At 60.7% G+C, this 22,082-nt stretch carries 25 protein-coding genes; 8 read left to right on the top strand and 17 right to left on the bottom strand.

Translation table 11 applies throughout. From position 1 onward, the window contains the following. Positions 1-17: 17 nt before the first annotated feature. A complete protein-coding gene (locus AC1DTN_RS17330; protein ID WP_439014460.1) occupies positions 18-1,031 on the bottom strand; it encodes a zinc-binding alcohol dehydrogenase family protein in 1,014 nt (337 codons plus the stop codon). Positions 1,032-1,135: 104 nt separating this feature from the next. Here AC1DTN_RS17330 and AC1DTN_RS17335 point away from each other — a divergent pair, with 104 nt between their 5' ends. Then, positions 1,136-1,537 (top strand): winged helix-turn-helix transcriptional regulator, encoded by a 402-nt coding sequence (locus AC1DTN_RS17335; RefSeq protein ID WP_477921896.1) that lies wholly within the window; start codon positions 1,136-1,138, stop codon positions 1,535-1,537. Here AC1DTN_RS17335 and AC1DTN_RS17340 read toward each other — a convergent pair. Further along, positions 1,505-2,737, bottom strand: coding sequence for an MFS transporter (locus AC1DTN_RS17340; RefSeq protein ID WP_439014463.1), 1,233 nt, complete (start codon positions 2,735-2,737; stop codon positions 1,505-1,507). The two genes, AC1DTN_RS17335 and AC1DTN_RS17340, sit on opposite strands and share 33 nt — an antisense overlap. A gap of 302 nt (positions 2,738-3,039) precedes the next feature. Here AC1DTN_RS17340 and AC1DTN_RS17345 point away from each other — a divergent pair, with 302 nt between their 5' ends. Next, positions 3,040-3,984 carry a diacylglycerol/lipid kinase family protein gene (locus tag AC1DTN_RS17345; RefSeq protein WP_439014464.1) on the top strand — a complete coding sequence of 315 codons (945 nt, stop codon included), beginning with the start codon at positions 3,040-3,042 and terminating at the stop codon, positions 3,982-3,984. 3 nt (positions 3,985-3,987) lie between these two features. On the opposite strand, the gene AC1DTN_RS17350 is transcribed toward AC1DTN_RS17345, so the two are convergent. Together AC1DTN_RS17350 and AC1DTN_RS17355 are read right to left on the bottom strand one after the other, a co-directional pair. Then, entirely contained in the window at positions 3,988-5,766 is a 1,779-nt protein-coding gene (locus AC1DTN_RS17350; protein ID WP_439014465.1) for a GGDEF domain-containing protein, read from the bottom strand. 163 nt (positions 5,767-5,929) lie between these two features. After that, a complete protein-coding gene (locus tag AC1DTN_RS17355) occupies positions 5,930-7,306 on the bottom strand; it encodes a glutamine synthetase family protein (RefSeq protein ID WP_439014466.1) in 1,377 nt (458 codons plus the stop codon). Positions 7,307-7,351: 45 nt separating this feature from the next. Between AC1DTN_RS17355 and AC1DTN_RS17360 the strand changes: the two genes are divergently transcribed. Then, the gene (locus AC1DTN_RS17360; RefSeq protein WP_439014467.1) at positions 7,352-8,719 is read left to right on the top strand and encodes an aspartate aminotransferase family protein; all 1,368 of its coding nucleotides are present in this window, start codon (positions 7,352-7,354) and stop codon (positions 8,717-8,719) included. Here AC1DTN_RS17360 and AC1DTN_RS17365 read toward each other — a convergent pair. Together AC1DTN_RS17365 and AC1DTN_RS17370 are read right to left on the bottom strand one after the other, a co-directional pair. After that, a complete protein-coding gene (locus tag AC1DTN_RS17365; protein ID WP_439014468.1) occupies positions 8,716-10,206 on the bottom strand; it encodes an ArnT family glycosyltransferase in 1,491 nt (496 codons plus the stop codon). The two genes, AC1DTN_RS17360 and AC1DTN_RS17365, sit on opposite strands and share 4 nt — an antisense overlap. 1 nt (position 10,207) lies before the next feature. Next, on the bottom strand, positions 10,208-11,218 hold the full coding sequence (locus tag AC1DTN_RS17370) for a glycosyltransferase family 2 protein (protein ID WP_439014469.1): 1,011 nt from the start codon (positions 11,216-11,218) through the stop codon (positions 10,208-10,210). 79 nt (positions 11,219-11,297) lie between these two features. Here AC1DTN_RS17370 and AC1DTN_RS17375 point away from each other — a divergent pair, with 79 nt between their 5' ends. Then, entirely contained in the window at positions 11,298-12,266 is a 969-nt protein-coding gene (locus AC1DTN_RS17375) for a lysylphosphatidylglycerol synthase domain-containing protein (protein ID WP_439014470.1), read from the top strand. Here AC1DTN_RS17375 and AC1DTN_RS17380 read toward each other — a convergent pair. From AC1DTN_RS17380 to AC1DTN_RS17395, 4 genes are read right to left on the bottom strand one after another with little or no spacing between them, the layout of a single operon-like run. After that, entirely contained in the window at positions 12,256-13,491 is a 1,236-nt protein-coding gene (locus AC1DTN_RS17380) for an RNA polymerase sigma factor (RefSeq protein WP_439017185.1), read from the bottom strand. The genes AC1DTN_RS17375 and AC1DTN_RS17380 overlap by 11 nt on opposite strands. Positions 13,492-13,510: 19 nt before the next feature. Further along, complete coding sequence (locus AC1DTN_RS17385; protein WP_439014471.1) at positions 13,511-13,870, bottom strand: YciI family protein; 360 nt, start codon at positions 13,868-13,870, stop codon at positions 13,511-13,513. Between the two features lie 2 nt (positions 13,871-13,872). Continuing rightward, entirely contained in the window at positions 13,873-14,232 is a 360-nt protein-coding gene (locus AC1DTN_RS17390; RefSeq protein ID WP_477921898.1) for a YciI family protein, read from the bottom strand. A gap of 12 nt (positions 14,233-14,244) precedes the next feature. Next, complete coding sequence (locus AC1DTN_RS17395) at positions 14,245-14,595, bottom strand: YciI family protein (protein ID WP_007821693.1); 351 nt, start codon at positions 14,593-14,595, stop codon at positions 14,245-14,247. Between the two features lie 155 nt (positions 14,596-14,750). Here AC1DTN_RS17395 and AC1DTN_RS17400 point away from each other — a divergent pair, with 155 nt between their 5' ends. Beyond that, on the top strand, positions 14,751-14,918 hold the full coding sequence (locus AC1DTN_RS17400; RefSeq protein ID WP_439014473.1) for a hypothetical protein: 168 nt from the start codon (positions 14,751-14,753) through the stop codon (positions 14,916-14,918). A 46-nt stretch (positions 14,919-14,964) separates the two neighbouring features. Here AC1DTN_RS17400 and amn read toward each other — a convergent pair whose 3' ends face one another. From amn to AC1DTN_RS17415, 3 genes are all read right to left on the bottom strand, one after another. After that, on the bottom strand, positions 14,965-16,467 hold the full coding sequence (gene amn, locus AC1DTN_RS17405; protein ID WP_113324172.1) for an AMP nucleosidase: 1,503 nt from the start codon (positions 16,465-16,467) through the stop codon (positions 14,965-14,967). 71 nt (positions 16,468-16,538) lie between these two features. After that, positions 16,539-16,718, bottom strand: a complete 180-nt coding sequence (locus AC1DTN_RS17410; RefSeq protein WP_113324199.1) for a hypothetical protein — start codon at positions 16,716-16,718, stop codon at positions 16,539-16,541. A gap of 131 nt (positions 16,719-16,849) precedes the next feature. Further along, positions 16,850-17,188, bottom strand: a complete 339-nt coding sequence (locus tag AC1DTN_RS17415) for a DUF2147 domain-containing protein (RefSeq protein WP_113324171.1) — start codon at positions 17,186-17,188, stop codon at positions 16,850-16,852. Positions 17,189-17,619: 431 nt separating this feature from the next. Between AC1DTN_RS17415 and AC1DTN_RS17420 the strand changes: the two genes are divergently transcribed. Continuing rightward, entirely contained in the window at positions 17,620-17,889 is a 270-nt protein-coding gene (locus AC1DTN_RS17420) for an SEL1-like repeat protein (protein WP_007821684.1), read from the top strand. Positions 17,890-18,068: 179 nt separating this feature from the next. Here the strand turns inward: AC1DTN_RS17420 and AC1DTN_RS17425 are convergent, their stop codons facing one another. From AC1DTN_RS17425 to AC1DTN_RS17435, 3 genes are all read right to left on the bottom strand, one after another. After that, positions 18,069-19,181, bottom strand: coding sequence for a pyridoxal phosphate-dependent aminotransferase (locus tag AC1DTN_RS17425; protein ID WP_439014474.1), 1,113 nt, complete (start codon positions 19,179-19,181; stop codon positions 18,069-18,071). Between the two features lie 94 nt (positions 19,182-19,275). Continuing rightward, a complete protein-coding gene (locus AC1DTN_RS17430) occupies positions 19,276-19,674 on the bottom strand; it encodes a hypothetical protein (RefSeq protein WP_007821677.1) in 399 nt (132 codons plus the stop codon). Between the two features lie 181 nt (positions 19,675-19,855). Then, a complete protein-coding gene (locus AC1DTN_RS17435) occupies positions 19,856-20,257 on the bottom strand; it encodes a DUF2177 family protein (RefSeq protein WP_439014475.1) in 402 nt (133 codons plus the stop codon). A gap of 155 nt (positions 20,258-20,412) precedes the next feature. On the opposite strand from AC1DTN_RS17435, the gene AC1DTN_RS17440 reads away from it, so the two are divergent. Further along, a complete protein-coding gene (locus AC1DTN_RS17440) occupies positions 20,413-20,859 on the top strand; it encodes a baeRF12 domain-containing protein (RefSeq protein ID WP_007821673.1) in 447 nt (148 codons plus the stop codon). A gap of 71 nt (positions 20,860-20,930) precedes the next feature. Here the strand turns inward: AC1DTN_RS17440 and AC1DTN_RS17445 are convergent, their stop codons facing one another. Beyond that, positions 20,931-21,269 (bottom strand): hypothetical protein, encoded by a 339-nt coding sequence (locus AC1DTN_RS17445; RefSeq protein ID WP_112544807.1) that lies wholly within the window; start codon positions 21,267-21,269, stop codon positions 20,931-20,933. A gap of 369 nt (positions 21,270-21,638) precedes the next feature. Between AC1DTN_RS17445 and AC1DTN_RS17450 the strand changes: the two genes are divergently transcribed. Continuing rightward, positions 21,639-22,079 (top strand): glyoxalase superfamily protein, encoded by a 441-nt coding sequence (locus tag AC1DTN_RS17450; protein WP_439017186.1) that lies wholly within the window; start codon positions 21,639-21,641, stop codon positions 22,077-22,079. Positions 22,080-22,082: the final 3 nt, after the last annotated feature.

A 22,082-nucleotide genomic window follows, 5' to 3' on the forward strand; every position in this document is an offset into this window, starting at 1 on the left:
TTTCGACCTCGAAAACCTCAGAATCCGGCGAGAACGACCTTGCCCTTCATCCTGCCGCTTTCGACCATGGCATGCGCCTTTTTCAGGTTCGTGGCGTTGATCGCACCGACGGTTTCCGACAGCGTCGTGCGGATTTTGCCGGCATCGACAAGCTCGGAAATCCTGTTCAGGATCTTGTGCTGCTCGATCATGTCGGGCGTGCCGAAGAGTGGGCGGGTGAACATCAGTTCCCAGTGGACCGAAGCGGCCTTGCGCTTGAAGGGAACGATATCGAAGGTCTTAGGGTCGTCGATCAGTGCGAACCGGCCTTGCGGCGCGAGCGCTTCGACAATATCGGCGACATGCTTGTCCGTATTCGTCGTCGAGAAGATGAAGCCCGGCGCGCCGATGCCGAGTGCTGCGACCTGCGGCGCGATCGGCTGCGAATGATCGATGACGTGATGGGCGCCAAGCTCCTTCACCCAGTTCTGCGTTTCCGGACGCGAGGCTGTGGCGATAACGGTGAGGTCCGTCAGCGCGCGGGCGACCTGGATAGCGATCGAGCCGACACCGCCCGCACCACCGATGATGAGCACGGCAGGGGCAGCACCTGGGACCGGATCGGTGACGCGCAGGCGGTCGAACAAGGCTTCGTAAGCGGTGATGGATGTCAGCGGCAGGGCGGCCGCAGCGGCGAAGTCGAGAGTCTTCGGTTTCCTGCCGACGATGCGTTCGTCGACGAGCTGGAACTCGGCATTCGAGCCGGGGCGATTGATGACGCCGGAATAGAAGACTTCATCGCCTGGCGTAAACAGCGTCACATCGGAACCGACGGCCTTGACGATGCCGGCGGCATCGAAGCCGAGCACTTTCAGCTCATCGGCGGGCGGCGCCATGTTGGCGCGCACCTTCACATCGACGGGGTTGACGGAGACCGCCCTGATCTCGACGAGCAGGTCGTGGCCCTTGGCCTCGGGTGTGGGCAGTTCGACATCGATCAGCGAGGTTTCGGCGGCAATTGGCTGTGGGGTCTTGTAGGCGACGGCGCGCATCTTGGTAACTCCTGTGTCTGTTGTACGAGAGCTAGATGCGACCTATGTTCCGGCAACGCAAGAATGCACAAATTCTGTACGTAGTACCAAAAAGGATACTGTAAATGTCACGCCCGCGCGCCAAACTGATCGAGAATTTCCCGGGTTGCCCGGTGGAAGCGACGCTGACTTATCTCGATGGAAAGTGGAAGGGCGTGATCCTTTTCCACCTGATGGACAAGACTTTGCGCTTCAACGAGCTGAGACGCCATCTGCCTGCCATCACCCAGCGCATGCTGACGAAGCAGCTGCGCGAGCTGGAAGAATCCGGCGTGATCTCACGAACTGTTTACCCGGTCGTGCCGCCGCGCGTCGAATATGCGCTGACACCGCTCGGCTCCACGCTGAAACCGGTCATCCGGGCGCTTGCCGCCTGGGGCGATGAATTCGTCTTCTGCAGCCCGGAGGGACGGGAGCTGCGTATCGCAAAGGCTCTAAGCGTTCCGGCTGCGGAGCTCCAAGCGTAGCGACGCCGCAAAGACGAAGAGGCCGAGGAAGGACAGGACGGCGCCGACATAGCCGGTCGCCGCAAAACCGTAACCCCAGGCAATGACGAGACCGCCGAGCCAGGCGCCGAGTGCGTTGGCGATGTTGAAGGCAGAGTGGTTGGAAGCGGCGGCCAGCGTCTGCGCATCGGCCGCAACATCCATCAGGCGCGTCTGCAGCGCCGGGCCCGCCGCAAAACCGCAGCCGACGAGGAAGACGCAAAGCCCGAGCATGTAGGGGTTGGCGGCAGTCAGCGAGAACATCGTCAGCACGACGATATTATAGACCAGCGAACCGCCGATCGTGCCGAGCAGCGATTTGTCCGCCAGCCACGAGCCGATGACATTGCCGGCATTCATACCGACACCGAACAGCACGAGCATGAGCGCAACGGCCGTCTCCGGCAGCATCGCCACCTGCGTCGTCGTCGAGGCGATATAGCTGAACATGGCAAACATGCCGCCATAACCGACAGCGGCGATGGCGAGCGTCAGCAGGATTTGCGGACGACGGAAGGCGCTGAGTTCGCGCAGCGCACTCGCCCCTTCGGCGACCTTGTCATGCGGCACGTAGAACCAGATGAGGGCGACCGTCAACAGACCGATGATGCCGACGGTGAGGAAGGCGACCTGCCAGTCGAGCGCCTGGCCGAAGAAGGTCGTCAGCGGCGTGCCGAGCAGAGTTGCGACCGTCAGGCCGAGCATGACCCGGCCGACGGCCCGTGCGCGGCGATGCACCGGCACCATGGAGGCGGCGACGAGCGCTGCCACGCCGAAATAGGCGCCATGCGGCAGGCCGGTGATGAAGCGCAGCACCGCGAAGCTCTCAAAGGTCGGTGCGACGGCGCTCAGGATGTTGCCGACGGCAAAGAGCAGCATGAGGCAGAGCAGCAGCGTGCGCCGCGCCATCTTGGCGGCGAGCACGGCAATGACCGGTGCGCCGATGACGACGCCGAGCGCATAGGCGCTGATGACATAACCTGCCTGCGGGGTCGTGACCGAGAAAGTATCGGCCACATTCGGCAGTAGGCCCATGATCGCGAATTCACCGGTGCCGATGCCGAAGCCGCCAGCGGCAAGTGCGAGTTGGACCAGGGCAACGGTCATGGCCGAGGGAAGCGCTGCCTCCGGCCCGGAATCGATAGAAGCATCGATAGAATCGTTGACGGCAACCTGGCTCACGGGCGGTCCTCGGAGGATCTAAGCTTGGCGACGGCCGCTGGCGGGACGCGCAGGGCCGGTCATTTGCAATTGGTGGGCAGAAATGGCGGGGGGCGGAGATATGATCTCCAATATCCCATCTATTGAACGGGAAACCGGAAGCGTCGAGTGCTTTTTTTGCAGTGCAGCGTCCTGCTATCTGCATACGTCCATTGCAATATTTGCGTTTCGGCGATGTGACCCGGAAAACCATCCGGCTTGAAATCGCAGGTGCGTCAACCATTTCTTGAGGGCATGGATAGCGGGATAGGAACAGGCACCTCATGAAGCTCGTCGGTTTTTTCAATCGCGACGGCGGTACCTTCAGAACGACGGACATGCAGGCTTATGAGAAACGCGCGGAAGAAGTCTTCCGCGAAGCCGGCCATGATTTCGATGCCATCGTCTTCTCCGGCAACGAGATCGTTCCCGCCATGGAACGGGCCGCACGGCGCGACGACATCGACGGCATCGTCGCCGGCGGCGGCGACGGCACCATTTCGGCGGCCGCATCGATTGCCTGGAAGAACGGCGTGGCGCTCGGCGTCGTGCCGGCCGGCACCATGAACCTCTTTGCCCGCTCCCTGAAAGTGCCGCTCGATATCTGGCAGGCGCTCGATGTGCTGGCTTTCGGCGAAGTCGACAATATCGATATTGCCAGCGCCAACGGAAGGCCGTTCATCCACCAGTTCTCCGCCGGCCTGCATGCGCGCATGGTGCGCTACCGCAATTCCTACAGCTACCGCTCCCGCCTCGGAAAGATGGGCGCCAGCACTCGCGCTGCCTTCGGCGTCGTCTTCAACCCGCCGGAATTCGAGGTCGAGTTCGAGGCGGCCGGCATGAAGGAGACCCGACGCGTCTCGGCGATATCAGTCTCCAACAACCCCTTCGGCGAAAACGCGCTGCTCTATGCCGACAATCTGCGCAGCGGCGAACTCGGCTTCTACACGGCAAAACCGCTGAAACCGCTCGGCGTCGCACGGTTGGCGATCGACATGCTGCGCGGCAGATTCCGGGAAAACGATGCGGTCATGGTCCTGCATCCGGCCGAGGTGCATCTGCACTTCCCGAAGTTGCGCGCCAAGGCGAACTGCGTGATGGATGGCGAGCTTCTGCCGCTGGAGCGCGATGTCACCGTCAAGCTGCATCCGGGCGAATTGAAGGTGCTGGTCAAGCAGGGATTGGCCGCGCAGGAAGGCGAGAGGGAGCGGCGCGAACCGGCCGCGTGATTTTCAGAACGAAGCGGAGCGTCTGGCCCTGAAAGGAATGAGAGCGCTTTCGACGATATCCCGGTCCGCCTCGTCGCCGAAAACACAGGTGCGATTGCGCCCCTTCTTCTTGGCGCAGTACAGCGCTTCGTCGGCTGATGCGATGAGCTGTCGCCAGCCTTCAGCACCACAGGCGCCGGAGGCGACGCCGATGCTGACAGTGATCGAGAGAGCGACGCCGGTTTCCGCGTCACGGATGACATGCGCCTGAATGCGGCTGCGAAGTTCTTCGGCAAAATCCAAGGTGTTCGAAAGATCGGATGTGGAAACGAGAACGGCGAATTCCTCGCCCCCATAGCGCGCGACGATGTCCGTCGGACGCATCGCGCCCTGCAGCAGGGTGGCGATTTCGATGAGCACGGCGTCGCCCGTCAGATGGCCATAGGTGTCGTTCACCGTCTTGAAGTGATCGATATCGATCAGCATCAGGCAGACATCTTCCTCGCGCTCCGAAGGGGCATTGCCGAAGCCTTCCAGCGCCCGGCGGTTCCAGACACCGGTCAGCCCGTCCTTTTCGGCCTGCATCTTCAGGCGGGCCTCATATTCGGCCCGTTCGTCCAGCTTGCCGCGCAGCAATTCCAGCGCCTCGAACAGGCTGCGCATCTCCGGCGCCTTGGAGATCGTCTCCAGGTCGGTCGCGGGACTGCCGTCTGCGAGCGCGATGATCTGGCGTCGTGCCGTCAGCAGCGGACCGAGCATGTGCAGGCGGATGGAGCGGAAGAGCGTAAACAGCACCGCAAGAGCGGAGGCCGTGATCACAGCGATGACCGCCAGGCGATAGGAAGCGGCGTAGTGCTGGGTCCGGTAGCGCTTCACCACATCGTCGAGAAAGACCGTACGCAGCCGCTCCAGCGGCTGCAGCGTCGGAACATAGTCGCGTGTCAGGTCAACTGCGGAAACCGAATAGTCCCCCGAGATCTTGCCTTGCTCGATCAATATCTTGACGAGTTCGAGGCCAGACCCGAAAAAGATCGTATCGACATCCTTCATGAGCTGCGCAGAGAGCGCCTCGTGATCGCTGACGATTTTCTGGCCCTGCATCAGCGCACGCAGTTCCAGAAGCCGGCCAATGGTGCGGTTCGCGTCGGTGATATGGCTGTCGCGTAAAGGCTGGCGGGTGGCAATCGGACCCATGATCTGCGAGGCGGCCCGGCCCCCATATTCGCGCATGTCGCTGATCATCCGCCCCGTCAGGAATGGCGCGGTCAGTTCCGACCGGCGGGTGGTGAAAGCGGCTATGTGCCAGTCGACGACATGCTGGAATGTTTCGATCACCTCGATCATTTCGCCGATCGCGTTTTGCACATCGCCGGGCTCGCGGTCGGCGAGCGGTGTGGCGGCAACGCGGTCGACGGCTTGGCGAGCCCTGCGAAGCTGCGCCCTTGTCTCAGAGAGCGCCCCCTGGAGATCGGGAAGCGAGGAGGATAGATCGACTTCGGGCGGCTCATCGAGCGCCTCGAGCGAGAGATCGCTGATGCGCCGGAAGACCTTTAAACGCTCTGTTGCGGGCGCGCTGCTATTTGGCTCTATCGCCATGATGTCGTTGGCCGGTCCGCGCTCCGCCGACATGCGGCTCGCCGCTTCCAGAACCTGGCGGAAGCGCTCTACAGCCAGCAGATTGTTATTGGTGGAGCGGTAGCTTTCATAAGTCGGAATGAGAGCGCTGGCTGTCAGAATGAGGGTCAGAAACGCCACGATGACGGTCGCAAAGAGCAGCTTTCCCTCAAGAGTGATGCGGTTCATCAAACCGATCCCTTTCAACTCGTCATCCAATCCGGCGCCGTTGCCGGTTTATTGAATATGCTGATATCGGGCATATATTACCGATTTCGAGTATAGATAATCGATAATGCCAACAGGGTTAAGAAAAGCGTCTAAGTGAAAGTTATGTGACGGGCTCTATTAACTAGAGGCGCGCAAGATAGGTGCGATAGTCGAAATCCGACACGGTGCGCAGGTACGCTATTGCTTCCTTGTACTTCGTATCACCATACAACTTTCGATACTTATCGCTGAAGATATTGGCGATAAATGCCGACTGCCGGAAGGCCTCGACCGCCGTCAGGAAATCATGCGTCAGACGCTTCGCGCCCGGTGGCGTATAGGCGGGCGTCGTTTCCTCGCCGGGATCGAGATCTCCGTCGAGGCCGAGCAGCATGCCGCCGAGGATCGTCGCCAGCAGCAGATAGGGATTGGCATCTGCACCCGCCACGCGGTGCTCGATGCGCGCCGCCGGCCCGTTGCTATCAGGAATGCGGATTGCCGTGCCGCGATGCCCGCTACCCCAGGTCAGATCGGTCGGCGCAAACGAGCCCGGCTGGAAGCGGCGATAGGAATTGGCAAAGGGGGCGAAGACGAGCTGCGCCTCCTGCATGGTCTGCAGCATGCCTGCCGTCACCGATTTCAGAAGTGTCGGCTCGCCGCCCTTGGCATCGAGGATATTGTTGCCATCCCTGTCGATGATGCTGGCATGCACATGCAGACCCGATCCCGCCTGGTCCGAATAGGGCTTGGCCATGCAGGTCGATTTCAGCCCGTGCTTGCGCGCCGCCTGTTCGGCAACGCGTTTCAGGTAGAGGCAGTCGTCGGCCGCAGCCAGCGCATCGGGCCGGTGCAGCAGGTTGACCTCGAACTGGCCGGGCCCGAATTCCGCCGTCGTTGCCTCCGCCGGCAGGTTCATCGCCTTGGCGTAGGCGCGCAGCGTCTGCAGGTAGTCGTCGAGTGCATCGACGGCGCTCATGTCGTAGAGCTGGAAGCCGTTCGGATTGCCGCGATAGGTGAGGCTTGCAGGCGGGGAGGGAATGCCCGTCTCGCGCCAGTTCTCCTCAACCACATAAAATTCCAGCTCGGTCGCGACGACGGGCGTCAGCCCGCGTTCGGCATAGCGTTCAAGCACGGAAGCGAGAATGCTGCGCGGATCCATGAAGCTGCGGCTGCCGTCGAATTCATGCATCATGGCAAGCACCTGCATCGATCCCTCGGGCGCCCAGGGCATCGGCGTCAGGCTGCGCTTGTCGGGAATGACATTGCCGTCGGGGTCGCCGATTGTCAGCGACAGGCCGGTGATGTCGTCATTGTCATCGCCCCAGATATCGAGCGACTGCGTGGAGGTCGGCAGGCGGATGTCGCCAGCCCAGACTTTCTTTTCGGCCGAAAGCGGCAGTTGCTTGCCGCGCAGATCGCCATTCATGCCGACAACCAGGATCTCGAAACGCGGATCGCCCTCTCCAGCCTCTTTGCCCTTGCTCGCCATGACCTTGAAAATCCTCTCGCAGAAGGCCAAGGTCGTAAACTATCACCGAAAGCCTTTCAATCCGAAGGTCTAATCATGTCCGATACTTATCCGTTGTCGAACCTTGCCGCGATCGATGCCGCCCATCATCTGCATCCCTTCTCCGACATGAAGAAACTGAATGCCGACGGCACGCGCATCATCCAGCGCGGCGAGGGCGTGCATATCTTCGATGCCAACGGCAAAAAATATCTCGATGGTTTCGCCGGCCTCTGGTGCGTCAATATCGGCTACGGCCGCAAGGAAATCGCCGATGCCGTCGTCAGGCAGATGAACGAGCTCCCCTATTACAACGCCTTCTTCGGCACGACCTCGCCGCCGACGACCCTGCTGGCTCAGAAGGTGACGTCCAAGGCCGGGCCGCGCTTCAACCACATCTTCTTCACCGGCTCAGGCTCGGAGGCGAACGACACCTGGTTCCGCATGGCCCGCGTCTATTGGGCGGCGGTCGGCCAGCCGTCGAAGAAGACGGTCATCGCCCGGCGCAATGGCTATCACGGCTCGACGGTCGCTGGCGCCAGCCTCGGCGGCATGAAATACATGCATGAACAGGGCGATCTGCCGATCCCGGGCATCGTCCATATCGGCCAACCCTACTGGTATGGGGAGGGAGGGGATCTCACGCCGGCCGAATTCGGTCTGAAGGTCGCCCGCGAGCTGGAAGCCAAGATCGATGAGCTCGGCGAGGAGAACGTCGCCGCCTTCGTCGCCGAGCCGATCCAGGGGGCAGCCGGCGTCATCATACCGCCGGAGACCTACTGGCCGGAGATCGACCGTATCTGCAAGGCGCGCAACATCCTGCTCGTCACCGATGAAGTCATTTGCGGCTTCGGTCGCCTCGGTGAATGGTTCGGCCATCAGTATTTCGGCGTCGAGCCGGATTTTGCACCGATCGCCAAGGGGCTGTCGTCAGGCTATCTGCCGATCGGCGGCGTGCTCGTCAGCGATCGCATCGCCGACGTTCTGATCAACGAGGTCGGCGATTTCAATCACGGTTTCACCTATTCCGGCCACCCGGTCTGCGCTGCCGCGGCCCTCGAAAACCTGCGCATTATCGAGGAGGAGAAGCTGGTCGAGCGCGTTCGCGACGATATCGGCCCCTATTTCGCCAAGAAATGGGGCGCCCTTGCCGAGCATGATTTCGTAGGACAGGCGGAAAGCGTCGGCCTGATGGGCGGCCTGCAGCTTGCCGCCGACAAGAAAACCCGCACCCGCTTCGAAAAGCCTGATCCGATCGGCTCGCTGGTGCGCAATCACGCGCTCGCAAACGGCCTCGTGCTGCGCGCCACCGGCGACCGCATGCTGGCCTCGCCACCGCTCGTCATCAGCCACGAGGAAGTCGATGAGATGGCACGCATCACCAAGATTGCGTTGGATGCTGCCTGGAAGGAGTTGCGCTCCTAAGGATAGGCGACCGCGTAGGCGAATTGATAGGTATCACCCGGCCGGCCGTAGATATAGGGCAGGGCGACGATATGCGTCTCCGGCTGTTTCAAGCCGGTCTGCGCCAGCACATCCCCAAAATATTCATTCGGCCAGGCCGGCGGGGTCCCGCCCTTGTCGTCGCGCCAGACGAAGACGACGGGATGTTTCGCATCCAGCTGGAATTTCGGCTTGAACTCCGGATAGAAATAGGACTGCACCGGGGTGCCCGGCATTTGCAGGCGCATATTGCCGTCGAGATGCGGATCATAGCCGACGATCAGCCCGGGCTCGCCGCCGATATCCCTGCGGATGATCTCGGCAAAACTGTCGTAGGGAATGTTCAGGCGCTGATAATCGCCGATGAGCGGCCCCCAATAGGCCCGCATGGCAAGCACGGCGAGCACCGCGCCCATGATGACGCCACTTACCGCAAGCGATGCCCGTAAGGGCACGCCTGCATCGACTTCGGCACTGTCGGCCTTCATGCAGATATAGAGCGGCAGGATGAGGAAGAGTGGCGTCAGCCATCGGTCGGCGACGTTGTCGACACCGGCAAGCAGGATCATCAGCGCAATGGCGCCGATCTCGATCAGCAGGATGCGCCCGGCAATTCGTGTCCAGCGGCTGGAAGCGCGCCACATTGCCCGCAGCGATTTGGCAAAGAGCGCCAGAAAAATGACGACCGAGACGCCGGCGATGCCGACCATCGCGGAGATGAAGCGGAAAAAGCCGGTCGATACCTGCGACAGAAAGCCTTCACCCGCACCGGTCATCTTGTGCAGCGTGCGATCGACGGCAAGGTCCAGATGCTGGAGGAACCAGAGCGCATGCGGCAGCACGATTGCGATCGACAAGACGATCGTCAGTGCGAGCCGCCAGTCGAAAATCCGCTTGCGGAAATCGGTGTCGATGAGGGCAGCGACCAGAGCGGCGGCAGGAAGAAGCGCAAAATTATACTTCGATATCATGCCGATGCCGGTCGCAATGCCGACGATGGCATAAGAGATTGCCGAAGGCGTCTTCAGCGTGCGGAAGAAACCATAGAGAAACAGCGAGCCGGCAAAGATCGTCGCCACGGAATGGGTGAGATCCCGCTGCGCCTCGAAGACGATCTGCGGCACGGTGAGCAGGCCAAGCGTCGCCACCACCACCAAGCTGCTGTTCTTCAATGTCAGCCGTGCCGCCAGCCAGTAGAAGGTGTAGGAGAGGAACAGCATGCTGCATTTGAGGAGCGACAGCGAAAAGAGCGACACGCCAAGCAGCGATGTCACCCCATACTGCACCCAGTTGTAGAAAGGCGGCTGCGAATTATAGCCGAAGGCGAACCACTGCGAGAGCAGGATCTGCTCCGCCTCGTCCAGCTCCAGCGCATTGGGAATGCTGAGCCGTACGATCAGGTGGAGCAGAAAATAGGTTCCGAGCACCGCCAGGATCAGATGTGGCCGGCGGCTGAAAAGGCTCTGCACGTCAGCTTTCTCGGGAGAAGATCTGGCGCACGATATAATTCGGCGAGGCGTCGTCGCGGTAGTAGGTGCGGGCGATCATCTCCGCCAGGATGCCGGTCGTGATCATCTGCACGGACGAGAGCAGCAGCACGACGCCGACCATCAGCATCGGTCGCGTGCCGATATCGTTGCCCATGATGAACTTGTCGAAGCCGAGATAGATGAGAATCAGCGCTGCGAGGCCGCCGAGGCCGAGGCCGAGCGAGCCGAAGAAATGGCCGGGACGCGCCTTGTAGCGCATGAAGAACATCACCGACAGCAGGTCGAGGATAACGCGGAAGGTACGCGAGATGCCGTATTTCGACGTGCCGTGCTGGCGTGCGTGATGGGTTACAGCCATTTCGCCGATGCGCGAGCTCGGCACGACGCCGGCAACCCAGGCCGGGATGAAGCGGTGCATTTCGCCCATCAGCTTCACCTGCTTGATGATCGAGGCACGGTAGATCTTCAGGCTGCAGCCATAGTCGTGCAGCTTCACGCCGGTGATGCGGCCGATGAGGTAATTCGCGCACCAGGAGGGGATTTTGCGCAGCAGCAACCCGTCCTGGCGGTTCTTGCGCCAGCCGACGAGCAGGTCGAGTTCGCGCCGTTCCAGCTCCGAGACCATCGAAGGGATATCCTTCGGGTCGTTCTGCAGGTCGCCGTCCATCGTGGCGATCAGCCGGCCTCGCGCCGTATCGATGCCGGCCTGCATGGCGGCGGTCTGGCCGAAATTGCGCTGCAGCTCGACGATGCGCAGCGTCAGCTCTTCGCGGTTGACGAACTTGCGGGCATTGACGAGCGTTGCGTCCGTGCTGCCGTCGTCGACGAGGATCAGTTCCCAGCGATGCGGATAGTCTACCATCGCCGCGGCAATGCGCTCGACGAGCGGGCCGATGCTTTCTTCCTCGTTGAAGACAGGAACGACCAGCGACAGTTCGAGCGGTTGCACCTGATCATTCGCATCGCGAATGGACTCTACCGTTGTCTGCAACTTTCATTTCTCCTAAAAGGCGCGGCAATGGAAGCCAATGGAAGCCAGCCGCCGCAGCCAAACTTAGGAAGCCTGATACATGAAGACCCCGAGTGTTGAAAGCGGGCAATCCTGGTTTCTGCGCAATCGCATGAGCCTCCTGACGGTCGCGATCGTCGCAGCCTATGCACTTTTCATCGAATGGTTCTGGGGCTGGTCGGTCATACTGGAACAATGGGCCGCCGTCGGTCCACGTCCGGTCATCGGCGCGCTGATACTCCTGACCAGCACCTATTTCCTGCGTACATGGCGCATCTACGATTATTTTCCACGGGAGACGGGGGGCCGTTTCGCAACGCTCTTCCGGGTGACCCAGATCCATAACCTTTTAAACATCATGCTGCCCTTCCGAGCCGGCGAGACCAGCTTTCCGGTGCTGATGCGCACGGAATTCGGCATTCCCCTGACACGCGGCACCTCCGCCCTGCTGGTCATGCGGCTGTTGGACCTGCATGCGCTGCTGGCCGCCGCCGGCCTCGGCTTTGCTGTGGTCGCCCCGAACGCGGCCCTTGCATGGCTTGTCTGGGTCATCTTCCTGTTCCTGCCGGTCTTCGCCTTCGCTGCCCGCAAGCCGCTGCTGCGCCTCGGTGCAAAACTTCTGCCGCGCAAGGCGCAGGCACTGCTTCATGAAATCGAGAATGGACTGCCTTTCGATGCCGTCGCCTTTAGCCGTGCCTGGGCGATGACCATCGTCAACTGGCTGGTGAAGGTGCTGGTGCTCGCCTGGGCGCTCGGTCTGATGGGCGTAATGCCGATGGCCGCGAGCTTCGGGGGCGCGCTGGGCGGTGAGCTTTCCTCCGTCCTTCCGGTCCATGCGCCCGGTGGCGTTGGCACCTATCCGGCCGGCATCACTGCCGGCGCGATCGCCTTCGGTGCTTCAAGCGAACGCGCTGCGCTGGGTGCGCTGGCCCAGGCAAGCGTCAACGCCCACCTGCTCATCATCGTCTCGGCCCTGACCGGGACCGCCATCTCGCTTCCCCTTGGCCGCCGGCGCAAGGCTAGGTCGTAAGCTCCAGAATGCGCTTGCGCAGAAAGACCTGTTCCGGTTCCTGCCGGCAGAATGTCAGCGCCGTCTCATAAGCTTGAATCGCTTCGGCCCGGCGTTCGAGCCGGCGCAGGAAATCGGCCCGCGCCGAATGGGCGAGGTGATAGGTCGTCAGCTCCCCCTTGCCGAGAATGGCGTCGACAAGTGCCAATCCTTTTTCCGGCCCCTCGGACATGGCGATCGCCACGGCGCGGTTGAGCTCTGCAATTGCTGAAGGGTGGGCAGCTATCAGCAGGTCGTAATAGAAGGCGATGCGCCGCCAGTCCGTTTCCTCGACGCTGCCGGTCTTCGCGTGCTCCGCCGCGATCGCCGCCTGAACCGTATAGATGCCGATATCAGGCGTGCGCATGGCGCTTGCGAGCAGCGAGAGCCCCTCTGAAATCTTGCTTCGGTCCCAACGCGAGCGATCCTGATCGGCAAGCAGCACCAGCGCGCCGTCGACATCCTGCCGGGCAGCACGGCGCGACTCCTGCAGGAGCAGCAGCGAAAGCAGGCCTGCGACATCCGGATGCGGCAGCAGGGTCGCCAGCAGCCGCGCCAGCCGGATCGCCTCGGCCGTCAGGTCGGCGCGGACGATCGTGTTGCCTGAGGATGCCGAATAGCCCTCGTTGAAGACGAGGTAGATGACATGCAGCACCCGGTCGAGCCGCTCCGGAAGCTCCGCCCCGACAGGCACTTCATAAGGGATATTCTCCGTCCTGATGCGGTTCTTGGCGCGCACGATGCGCTGCGCGACGGTCGGCGCCGGCACCAGGAAGGCATGGGCAATCTCTTCCGTCGTCAATCCGCAGACCTCGCGCAGCGCCATCGCAGTCTGTGCATCGGCGGCAAGAGCCGGATGGCAGCAGATGAAGATCAGCCGCAGCATGTCGTCCTCGATCGGTTCCATATCGCCGATCTCCGTTTCTGTGCCATCAGGGTAAAGGCCGTCCTCGATATGCTGCAGCGAGGCGTTGAAGCGCGCCCGCCGCCTGAGGTGATCGATCGCCTTGAAGCGGCCGGTCGAAACCAGCCAGGCGACGGGATTGTTGGGCATGCCGTCAACCGGCCACGTCCGCGCCGCCGCCGCAAAGGCATCGTGCAGCGCTTCCTCCGCCCGGTCGAAATCGCCGAGCAGGCGGATCAGCGTCGCCAGAACCCGGCGCGAATGTTGTCGGTAGATATCCTCGATTGCCTGTTCCCCAATCACCTGTCCCAAGGGCCGACCCTCACTGCGGCAGGGTGAGCAGTCTCACCGGGCGCAATTCGATCGACCCGACCCGGACGCTCGGAATGCCCGCAACGACCTTGCGTGCATCTTCCAGATCGGTCGCGTCGATGATGTAGATGCCGGCCAGATGTTCCTTGGTCTCGACATAGGGGCCGTCGGTCGAAGACAGAGTGCCATCGCGCACCCTCAATACAGAGGCACAGTCAGGACCTTCCAACGCATCGGAATGGATCATGATGCCTTTGCGCTGAAGTTCCTCGTCATACTGGAAATGTGCCCTGACGAGCTCGTCGCCCTCGGCCTGGCTGAGTGTGCCGTCCGTATGGGCGGAATTATAGATGAGGCAGACGAAGCGCATGGCTATCTCCCATCCTTGATCGAATAGCCGGGCCGGATTTCGATCGATGCATATTTGAGGATCGGGAAGGTGGAGATGATCGCTTTCGCTTCCTCCATATCTCCAGCCTCGATCACGACGAAGCCGCCGAGATGCTCCTTGATCTCTGCGAAAGGACCATCCGTTGCAGCGACGGTGCCATTGCGAACCCTGAGCGTCACGGCCTGCTCCGGCTCGTAGAGCGCCAGCGCGCTCAGCATATGGCCGCTTTCGCGCCAGCTGTCGTCGCTGACGATGCATTCTTGGGTGACAGCCTCCCATTCCTCTGGCGTAACCCGCTTGCTGTTTTCGGTATCGAACCAGATCTGGCCCAGAAACTTCATGGCGTCACCTCCTCAGCCGAATTCATGGATGGGGCGAACCTCGATCGCGCCGAGCTTCGCCAGCGGAATGCCGGCGGCAACACGGATCGCATCGTTGAGGTCCTTGGCGTCGATCAGGATGAAGCCGCCGAGCGCCTCCTTCGTCTCGATGAAGGGGCCATCTGTGACCGACATCTCGCCGCCGCGCACCCGCACCGTGACCGCCGATTGCGGCGACTGCAGCGCCTGGGCAACGATCATATGACCGCTGTCGGCAAGATCGCGGTCATAGGCGAGCGAGTCCCGGTCGAGCTTGTTCTTCTCTTCCTGCGACATGGCCGACAGCACCGTGCCGTCGAACCAGACCTGGCAAAGATATTTCATTGCTTATCCTCCACGCTGTGCTTTCACAGCCCTTGGACGAACAGCCTAGGCGCTTTTCGACAGGGAAGAAAAGTATCTTTTAAGCGGTCTGAATGTCGAACAGCCGAGGCAGCGCTCGACAAAGCTTCATCTGACAACATCGAGGAGATGGAGCAATGAGCATGCTTGAAATCGGAATAGCACACCTGATCGTCACACGCGGCGCATGCAAGATGCCGCCGCTTGAGAATGTCGAGGTGATAAAGGTGCTGGTCAGGACCGTGATTGCGCTGGCGGCGTTTGCCGGCCTGATCGCAGCGCTGCAGCTTGCCGCAAGCGCTTGAGAACAGTGCGCGGCCCGACGGACAAGGCCGGGCCGCGCCTGATATCTTATTGAAACGCCGTTTCGAAGAAGCTGCGCAGCTTGCGCGAATGCAGGGCTTCCGGCGGCATGGCGGCAAGCTTCTGGATCGCCCGGATACCGATCTGCAGATGCTGGTTCACCTGTGTACGGTAGAAGGCGGTCGCCATACCCGGCAGCTTCAGTTCGCCATGCAGCGGCTTGTCGGAAACGCAGAGCAGCGTCCCATAGGGTACGCGGAAGCGGAAGCCGTTGGCGGCGATCGTTGCCGATTCCATGTCAAGCGCGATGGCGCGAGCCTGCGACAGGCGCTTAACCGGGCCTGCCTGATCGCGCAGTTCCCAGTTGCGGTTGTCGATCGTGCCGACCGTGCCGGTACGCATGATGCGTTTCAGCTCGAAGCCTTCGTAACCGGTGATCTCGGCAACGGCAGCCTCGAGCGCCACCTGCACTTCGGCAAGTGCGGGGATCGGCACCCAGACCGGCAGATCGTCGTCGAGCACATGGTCTTCGCGCATATAGGCATGTGCCAGAACATAATCGCCGAGCCGCTGGCTGTTGCGCAGGCCGGCGCAATGGCCGAGCATCAGCCAGGCATGCGGGCGAAGCACGGCCACGTGGTCGGTGATCGTCTTGGCGTTGGAAGGACCGACGCCGATATTGATCATGGTGATCCCGGCATGGCCCTTCTTCTTAAGGTGATAGGCCGGCATTTGCGGCAGGCGGGCAAGCGTCACATCCGTTTCCGGAACGCTTGATCCTGCGAGCGTGACGATGTTTCCGGGCTCCACGAAGGCCGTGTAGCCGTCGCCGCCTTCGGCCATCATCTTGCGCGCCCAGGAGCAGAACTCGTCGATATAGAACTGGTAGTTCGTGAAAAGCACGAAGTTCTGGAAATGCTCGGCACCGGTGGCAGTATAGTGCGACAGACGGGCGAGCGAATAGTCGATGCGCTGTGCGGTAAAGGGTGCCAGCGGTGAGGGCTCGCCCGGAGGCGGCAGATACTCTCCGTTGGCGATCTCGTCATCCGTCGTGTTGAGGTCAGGCGTATCGAAGAGATCGCGCAGCGGAATATCGACGAAAGCCGCCGCAGACGCTTCCACATGCGCGCCTTCGCCGAAAGCGAAGTGCAGCGGGATCGGCGTGGAGGATTCCGAGACGACGACAGGCACATTGTGGCTCTTCATCAGGAGCAGCAGCTGCTCCTTCAGATAATGTTTGAAGAGCTTCGGCCGCGTGACCGTCGTCGTATAGACGCCCGGTGCGGTCACATGACCATAGGAAAGGCGGGAGTCGACATGACCGAAGCTCGTCGTCTCGATGCTGACCTGCGGGTAGAAAGCGCGGTAGCGGGAGGTGACTGGCGCCCCTTGCGCGAGCTTCGTGAAGCTGTCGATCAGGAACGAGGTATTGCGCTCGTAGAGCTCCGTCAAAGCTTCGACGGCTTTTGCCGGATCATCGAAGGCTTGCGGCTCGAAAGGGGGAGGGGACGAGATGTCGAAAGCGGACAGGGGATAGATTCGTTTGCTCATGGCGCATTATAGGGGGTTGTTTTTAACAAGCAAACGACGCGCGAAGGCTGAGACCCAGATTTTTCCAGGTCTCAGCGGATGGTGGTGCAGTAACCGCCGCTGCTTTCCAGGCAGGTATAGTTCGCGCCGAAATGCGACTGCTGTGCGCCGCCGCCGCCGGTGCGCACGACGACTGCCGAAAAAGAGATCGCGAAGATCGCCGCAAACAGCGTTATGATTGTAAACCGTCTCGCCAGAATGAACACGTCCACGTCCTTACCCCGATATACGCCCTTCATGGTGCTGTTTTGCCATGATGTGGCTGAACGGGTGCTGAGATGGCGGTTCATTTTGCGTTCAGTTTCTGAGGCCGGCTAAGGTTCTCAGAGCCTGCCTGAACGTCTCAGAGACGGGTCCAGGTTTGCGTTTTGCAGAAGACCTGCATCACGCAGCCCTGCATCTTGAGCGAGCCGCCGGAGATGCTGCCCGAGCCGCTATAGGTCTTGTCGTCGGCAGGATCGGTGATCTCGCCGCTATAGCTGCCGCCGGTGCCGGATAGTCTGCCGATCTTCTTGCCTGCATATTTGCCCGTCTTCAGCGTGATGCAGTAAGCGCCGCCGCAGGGCGCAATCGCCGCCGTGTCGCCGGCGCGGGTCTTCCAGTTGCCGACGATCGGTTCATCCGCCTGTGCAAGGCCTGCAACAAGTGCCAGCGCGCCGGCGAGAACGAGGGTACGGATCATCTCTTCCTCCATAAGATATGAAATGGCGCGAAAATAACTGACGCGAACGTAAAGGTAAATACGCCTCCGAAGAGCCCGAATTCCGGCCTTCCCGTCAGGTTTTTTCTGATGATCGCCGGATCGATGCTGATTTCATAGTGAACAAATCCTCAATTTCCAAATCTGAATTTTTCGTAAAAGGCGCGCAAAAATCCTTAATTTGCAGGGATTCCGATGTTTAACAAAAACCCAAGTTTACCAAGCATTTGCACTTTGTTTGCGTCAAATTAATCATGCATTTTAGGCGTTTTTTGAAAGCAGTTTGGCATAGTGAACCCATCAAACGAGCGGGGCAAACCCGCCGGACCGGAGAGGCCGAAAGCCGCAGAAGATGGCAAGGCCCAAAGGTAAAACAGGGTACGTCTTAACAGGCTAAACAGGGATAGAAACCGATGGCACGCTTTGAAATGCACAATGCTGAAATGGCCACCATGGGTGGCGAAAACAACAGCGCCGATGTCTTCTGCGAAATGGGTCTGATGTATGCGACCGGCCGTGGTTGCGAGATCGATCTCGTCTCCGCTCACAAGTGGCTGAACATCGCCGCAATCAAGGGCAACGACCGCGCCGCCGAGCTGCGCGCCGATGTGGCCGCTTCGATGAGCAAAATGCAGCTTGCCGAAGCGCTCCGCGCCGCCCGCGAATGGATGACGATCCACTAAAGCATGTCGTCGCTTGGCGCGACACGCTGTAAGGACCGTCTCCAACAAGATAATTCGAAATAACAACCTCAAAAGAGGGGAGCTGGCGGGGCGCTTTGGACGGGGCCGACGCCGGGAGAAGGAAACCGCGACCGGCGCCCTCCCGCCGGCCGCGGTTTACCCGTTTTGGTTTCCCATTGTCAGGCGAGTTTTTTTAAGACCAGCGGGAGCGCTTCTTCGAGCAGCGCCATGTCGGCTTCCGGCCCGACGCTGACGCGGATGCAGCGGTTGAGCGGTGCGACACCCGGCATGCGGATGAAGACGCCGTGCTCCATCAGCCCGTCGACGATGGCCCGCGCGTGAGCGCCGTCGCGCCCGGCATCAACAGCCACGAAATTGGTGGCCGATGCCAGCGGCTGCAAGCCGTTGGCCCTGGCAATATCAGCGATCCTGTCGCGCGCGGCATGGATTTTCCCGATCACTTCGGAAAGATAGGCCTGATCCTTGAGGGCTGCGAGGGCTGCAACCGTCGCAAGCCGGTTCATGCCGAAATGGTTGCGGATCTTGTCGAAGGCCTGCGCCGTGCCCGGCGTCGAGATGGCATAGCCGACGCGGGCGCCGGCAAGTCCGTAGGCCTTGGAGAAGGTGCGGGTCCGCACGATGTTCGGCAGGTCGATGAGCGATTGGATCGACGGTAAGGCAGAGGCCGGGCCGGTCTCGCTATAGGCTTCATCCAGGATCATCAGGCAGGTTTCCGGCAGGGCGCGCGCGAAGGCGACGATCTTGTCGGCATCCCACCAGCTTCCCATCGGATTGTCAGGGTTGGCGAAATAGACGAGTGGCGCATTCTCGCGCTTGACTGCATCGAGCAACGCGTCGAGATTTTCACGGTCGCCGGCATAGGGAACGGTGACTAGTCGGCCGCCAAAACCGTTCACGTGGAAATTGAAGGTCGGATAGGCACCGAAGGAGGTCACGACGGTGCCGCCGGGCTCGATTACCAGCCGCACGATTTGCCCGAGCAGTTCGTCAATGCCGCCGCCGACGGCGATATTGGCCGGTTTCACGCCGAGATGGGTGGCGAGCGCCTCGCGCAGTGCATAATTTTCCGGATCGTTGTACTTCCAGATATCGCCAGCCTGCTCCTGCATGGCGGCAATGACCGAGGGAGCCGGGCCGAAGCCGTTTTCATTGGCGCCGATGCGCGCTTCGACTTTAACGCCGCGCTGGCGCTCGATGGCCTCGGGGCCAACGAAAGGAACGGTGGAGGGCAGGGCGCTGGCAAGCGGCGTGAAGCGCAAAAAGGCAGACATGCGAGGGCAATTTCCCGGAATTATTGAAAATGCCGCGCAACAATAGGCTCTCACTTTGCCAAGGCAAGCAAGATTATTTCTCGTTCGTGACGGCTCAGACGCGGCTGCCGTTGCGGCGAGCGTCGATCGCTTCCGTGTTGCCGATCATGAAGTCGGCGCGCACTACCTTGCGTAGAACATCCGGCTCTATCAGGTTGATGAAACGAACGCCGATACGCTCATGATGGCGGTAGACCTCGGCACAGCCGATGCGGTAGGCAAGCCCCAAGATGTTGAGATAATAATGTTTGGGCAGGCCCGCCGTGGTCGACACGACGAAGGTCGCGCCGCCCTGGGAAATATCGAGGATTTCGGCGCTGCGCATCGAAATCCCGGTCAGACAGGGGCGAACGGCGACGATACGAGCCGGTCGTTTGACGTTGAACTCCTCCCAGCGAATGTCGTAGACAGCCGACTTCACCGTGGCGAGGTGCGTTGCGCGGAGCATTTCCATTTCGCATTCTCCGTCAGGCAGTTCAAAATTTGGGGCAGTTCAAATTTCAGGCTGTTCGACGGAGAGGCTCACACGAATGTTTTTCACATTCGTCAAATATAAAACTACAATTTTAGCGAGTTTGAAATTTGTGCGTTAGCGGCACATCTATTGTGCCCTCTTGGGAATAAACCATTCGCGCTCAGGCCAGCAATCTTGCCGCGCAATAGCCTCCAGCAGCGCTAAGTGCCGTCAGAAAGGTTCCCCAGACCATATCTATAAAGCTCATAGCGAGCGGCCAGTTCTTCAGTGTCGACAAATTAGTGATGTCGTAGGTGCCATAAGCCGCCAGTCCCAAAATGGCACCATAGAGCAGCGTCGTGCCGAGCGAGCCGCTGGAAAGCCCGGGCAAAACCGCAAGTATGACAATTGCAACTGTGAAGAGCAGGTAGAAAAGGGCGGCGATGCCAAGGTTCGGCGAGGGCAGCATCAGCTCGCCGAGCTGATCGCGGTAGAAGGTGCGGGCGACGATGCCGAGCCATATTGCGTCGATGACGGCAAGGGTGAGAAGGCAACCGGCATAGGCGACAAGCGCTGTCTTCATCGTCTTTGATCTCCCGCTTTGTCCTTCTACGCCATGGCATGCCCTCCGGATCGCCGTTGATTCTCTTTGCGCAGATTTTTCCCGAACTCTTTCAGTTGCCGGGCGTTTTTCCTCAAGCGGTACGCTGCTTCCAATCATGAAAGCGAGGAAATCAAATGACTGACGTCAAAGTCCCCTGGGAATCCTGGGTCGTTGTCTGCGATGGGGCGAAGGCCCTGATCCTGCAGAATGCCGGCGATGCGGAACTGATGAATCTCCAGGTCCGCGAAACGCTCACGCAGCCCAACCAACCTGACCGTGAACTCGGCACCGACAAGCCCGGGCGCTCTTACGCGCCTGACGGACTGAGCGGCAGCGCCATGGAGGAGACCAACTGGCAGGACCAGGCCGAAGCCGACTTCCTGAAGGAAGTTGCCGTAAAGCTCGACGAGCTCGTGCATGAGAAGGAGGCAAGCCGCATCGTTCTGGTGGCGCCGCCGCGCGCGCTCGGCACGCTACGGCCCAATCTCAGCGCCGATGCGCAGGCCGCGATCTCGGCCGAAGTGGCGAAGGATTACACCAATCTGCCAATCGACCAGATCGAGCGGCACCTCGCCGCTTGATCGCGATWAGTCATCGCTGTTCGAAACGCGGGTCGTATGGCCCTCGTTTCCTTATGGGGAGAGGGCTGAAATCAGAGGCTGGTTTCGAAGCTCAGCCGCAGCACGTGGTGCAGGAATTCGGGGTTCAGCAGCATGTTGAAGCTGATGGTCACGAACTCGTCTTCGCGCTTGACCACGGTCGCGCCGATCTCGTCATGGATGCCGAGGATTTCCAGGAAGAAATTCTGCGGCATTTCCAGGCTGGGGCTGACTTCCAGCAGCGCCCCGGCGAGCGTGATGGTGCGGATCAGGCAGCGGACTTGCGTTCCGGTGCTGAGGTGATGGCCGACGAAGATGATGTTGCCGGGCCGATCGAGGTTGAATTCTCTGTAAGCCTGTTCGGGCTTGGGATGTTCTGTGTCGAGGTGCATCTGAAAGGCCATGTCAGCCTCCGCTTGTTGTATGATCAGACTTTAACGCAGGATTGCTCACATCTGCTGAACAATATCTTTAAAATTAAAAGCTTGTGCAAAATCTAACGGCATAGCGATTTTATTGTCGGCAATACTGTCCAGAATCTGCCCATTTTTTCACCAGATGTGTGCCGATCTTGACTTGGCGTCTGTCGTCGCGCATAAAAAAGCCGGTTCGAGGCACCAGCCGCTCGCGGATGAAGATCCATGGTGAAGCCCTCGCGATCATGGTCACAGCCCCTGTGCATGCTGACTGACGGCAATGCGAGCCCCCCTGACAGTCGAATGGCATGCCGTTGAAAGGCTGAACCCGTGACTCGTATACCCATGACTGGGACCTATCCACCGGTCGACGAACTGAAGGCCCAGGCAAAGCGCCTGCGCCAGGCCATGACTGAACGCGGCAGCGAGGTGAGCCATGCCGCCGCCCTCGAACTGATCGCCCGCCAATATGGCGCCCGCGACTGGAACACGCTGTCGGCCCTTGCAGCCAAGCCCAATGACAAGCCCACCTCGCCGATCTTCGTCGGCGCTCATATTCGCGGGCGTTACCTGAACCAGCCCTTCACCGGCAAGGTTCTGGCGCTTTCGGCGGTGCCCGGCAGCGAGTTCTACAGGGTCACCATCCATTTCGATGAGCCTGTCGATGTCGTGTCCTTCGAGAGCTTCTCGGCCTTCCGCCAGCGCATCCACGCCCAGATCGACGAGAATGGCGTTTCACCGCGCAAGACCTCGAACGGTCTGCCGCATCTCGTTCTCGATATCTGATCG

The sequence above is a fragment of the Rhizobium sp. 01T444 genome, assembly GCF_056398305.1.

Bases quoted from the DNA above. Each gene is read 5' to 3' on its own strand.
- AC1DTN_RS17400 (WP_439014473.1), top strand. From the start codon at position 14,751: ATGAGCATGCTTGAAATCGGAATAGCACACCTGATCGTCACACGCGGC.
- AC1DTN_RS17420 (WP_007821684.1), top strand. From the start codon at position 17,620: ATGGCACGCTTTGAAATGCACAATGCTGAAATGGCCACCATGGGTGGC.
- AC1DTN_RS17425 (WP_439014474.1), bottom strand. From the start codon at position 19,181: ATGTCTGCCTTTTTGCGCTTCACGCCGCTTGCCAGCGCCCTGCCCTCC.
- AC1DTN_RS17435 (WP_439014475.1), bottom strand. From the start codon at position 20,257: ATGAAGACAGCGCTTGTCGCCTATGCCGGTTGCCTTCTCACCCTTGCC.
- AC1DTN_RS17450 (WP_439017186.1), top strand. From the start codon at position 21,639: ATGACTGGGACCTATCCACCGGTCGACGAACTGAAGGCCCAGGCAAAG.
- AC1DTN_RS17430 (WP_007821677.1), bottom strand. From the start codon at position 19,674: ATGGAAATGCTCCGCGCAACGCACCTCGCCACGGTGAAGTCGGCTGTC.
- AC1DTN_RS17395 (WP_007821693.1), bottom strand. From the start codon at position 14,595: ATGAAATATCTTTGCCAGGTCTGGTTCGACGGCACGGTGCTGTCGGCC.
- AC1DTN_RS17375 (WP_439014470.1), top strand. From the start codon at position 11,298: ATGAAGACCCCGAGTGTTGAAAGCGGGCAATCCTGGTTTCTGCGCAAT.
- AC1DTN_RS17385 (WP_439014471.1), bottom strand. From the start codon at position 13,870: ATGCGCTTCGTCTGCCTCATCTATAATTCCGCCCATACGGACGGCACA.
- AC1DTN_RS17445 (WP_112544807.1), bottom strand. From the start codon at position 21,269: ATGCACCTCGACACAGAACATCCCAAGCCCGAACAGGCTTACAGAGAA.
- AC1DTN_RS17335 (WP_477921896.1), top strand. From the start codon at position 1,136: ATGTCACGCCCGCGCGCCAAACTGATCGAGAATTTCCCGGGTTGCCCG.
- AC1DTN_RS17440 (WP_007821673.1), top strand. From the start codon at position 20,413: ATGACTGACGTCAAAGTCCCCTGGGAATCCTGGGTCGTTGTCTGCGAT.
- AC1DTN_RS17390 (WP_477921898.1), bottom strand. From the start codon at position 14,232: ATGAAGTTTCTGGGCCAGATCTGGTTCGATACCGAAAACAGCAAGCGG.
- AC1DTN_RS17345 (WP_439014464.1), top strand. From the start codon at position 3,040: ATGAAGCTCGTCGGTTTTTTCAATCGCGACGGCGGTACCTTCAGAACG.
- AC1DTN_RS17350 (WP_439014465.1), bottom strand. From the start codon at position 5,766: ATGAACCGCATCACTCTTGAGGGAAAGCTGCTCTTTGCGACCGTCATC.
- amn (WP_113324172.1), bottom strand. From the start codon at position 16,467: ATGAGCAAACGAATCTATCCCCTGTCCGCTTTCGACATCTCGTCCCCT.
- AC1DTN_RS17415 (WP_113324171.1), bottom strand. From the start codon at position 17,188: ATGATCCGTACCCTCGTTCTCGCCGGCGCGCTGGCACTTGTTGCAGGC.
- AC1DTN_RS17330 (WP_439014460.1), bottom strand. From the start codon at position 1,031: ATGCGCGCCGTCGCCTACAAGACCCCACAGCCAATTGCCGCCGAAACC.
- AC1DTN_RS17360 (WP_439014467.1), top strand. From the start codon at position 7,352: ATGTCCGATACTTATCCGTTGTCGAACCTTGCCGCGATCGATGCCGCC.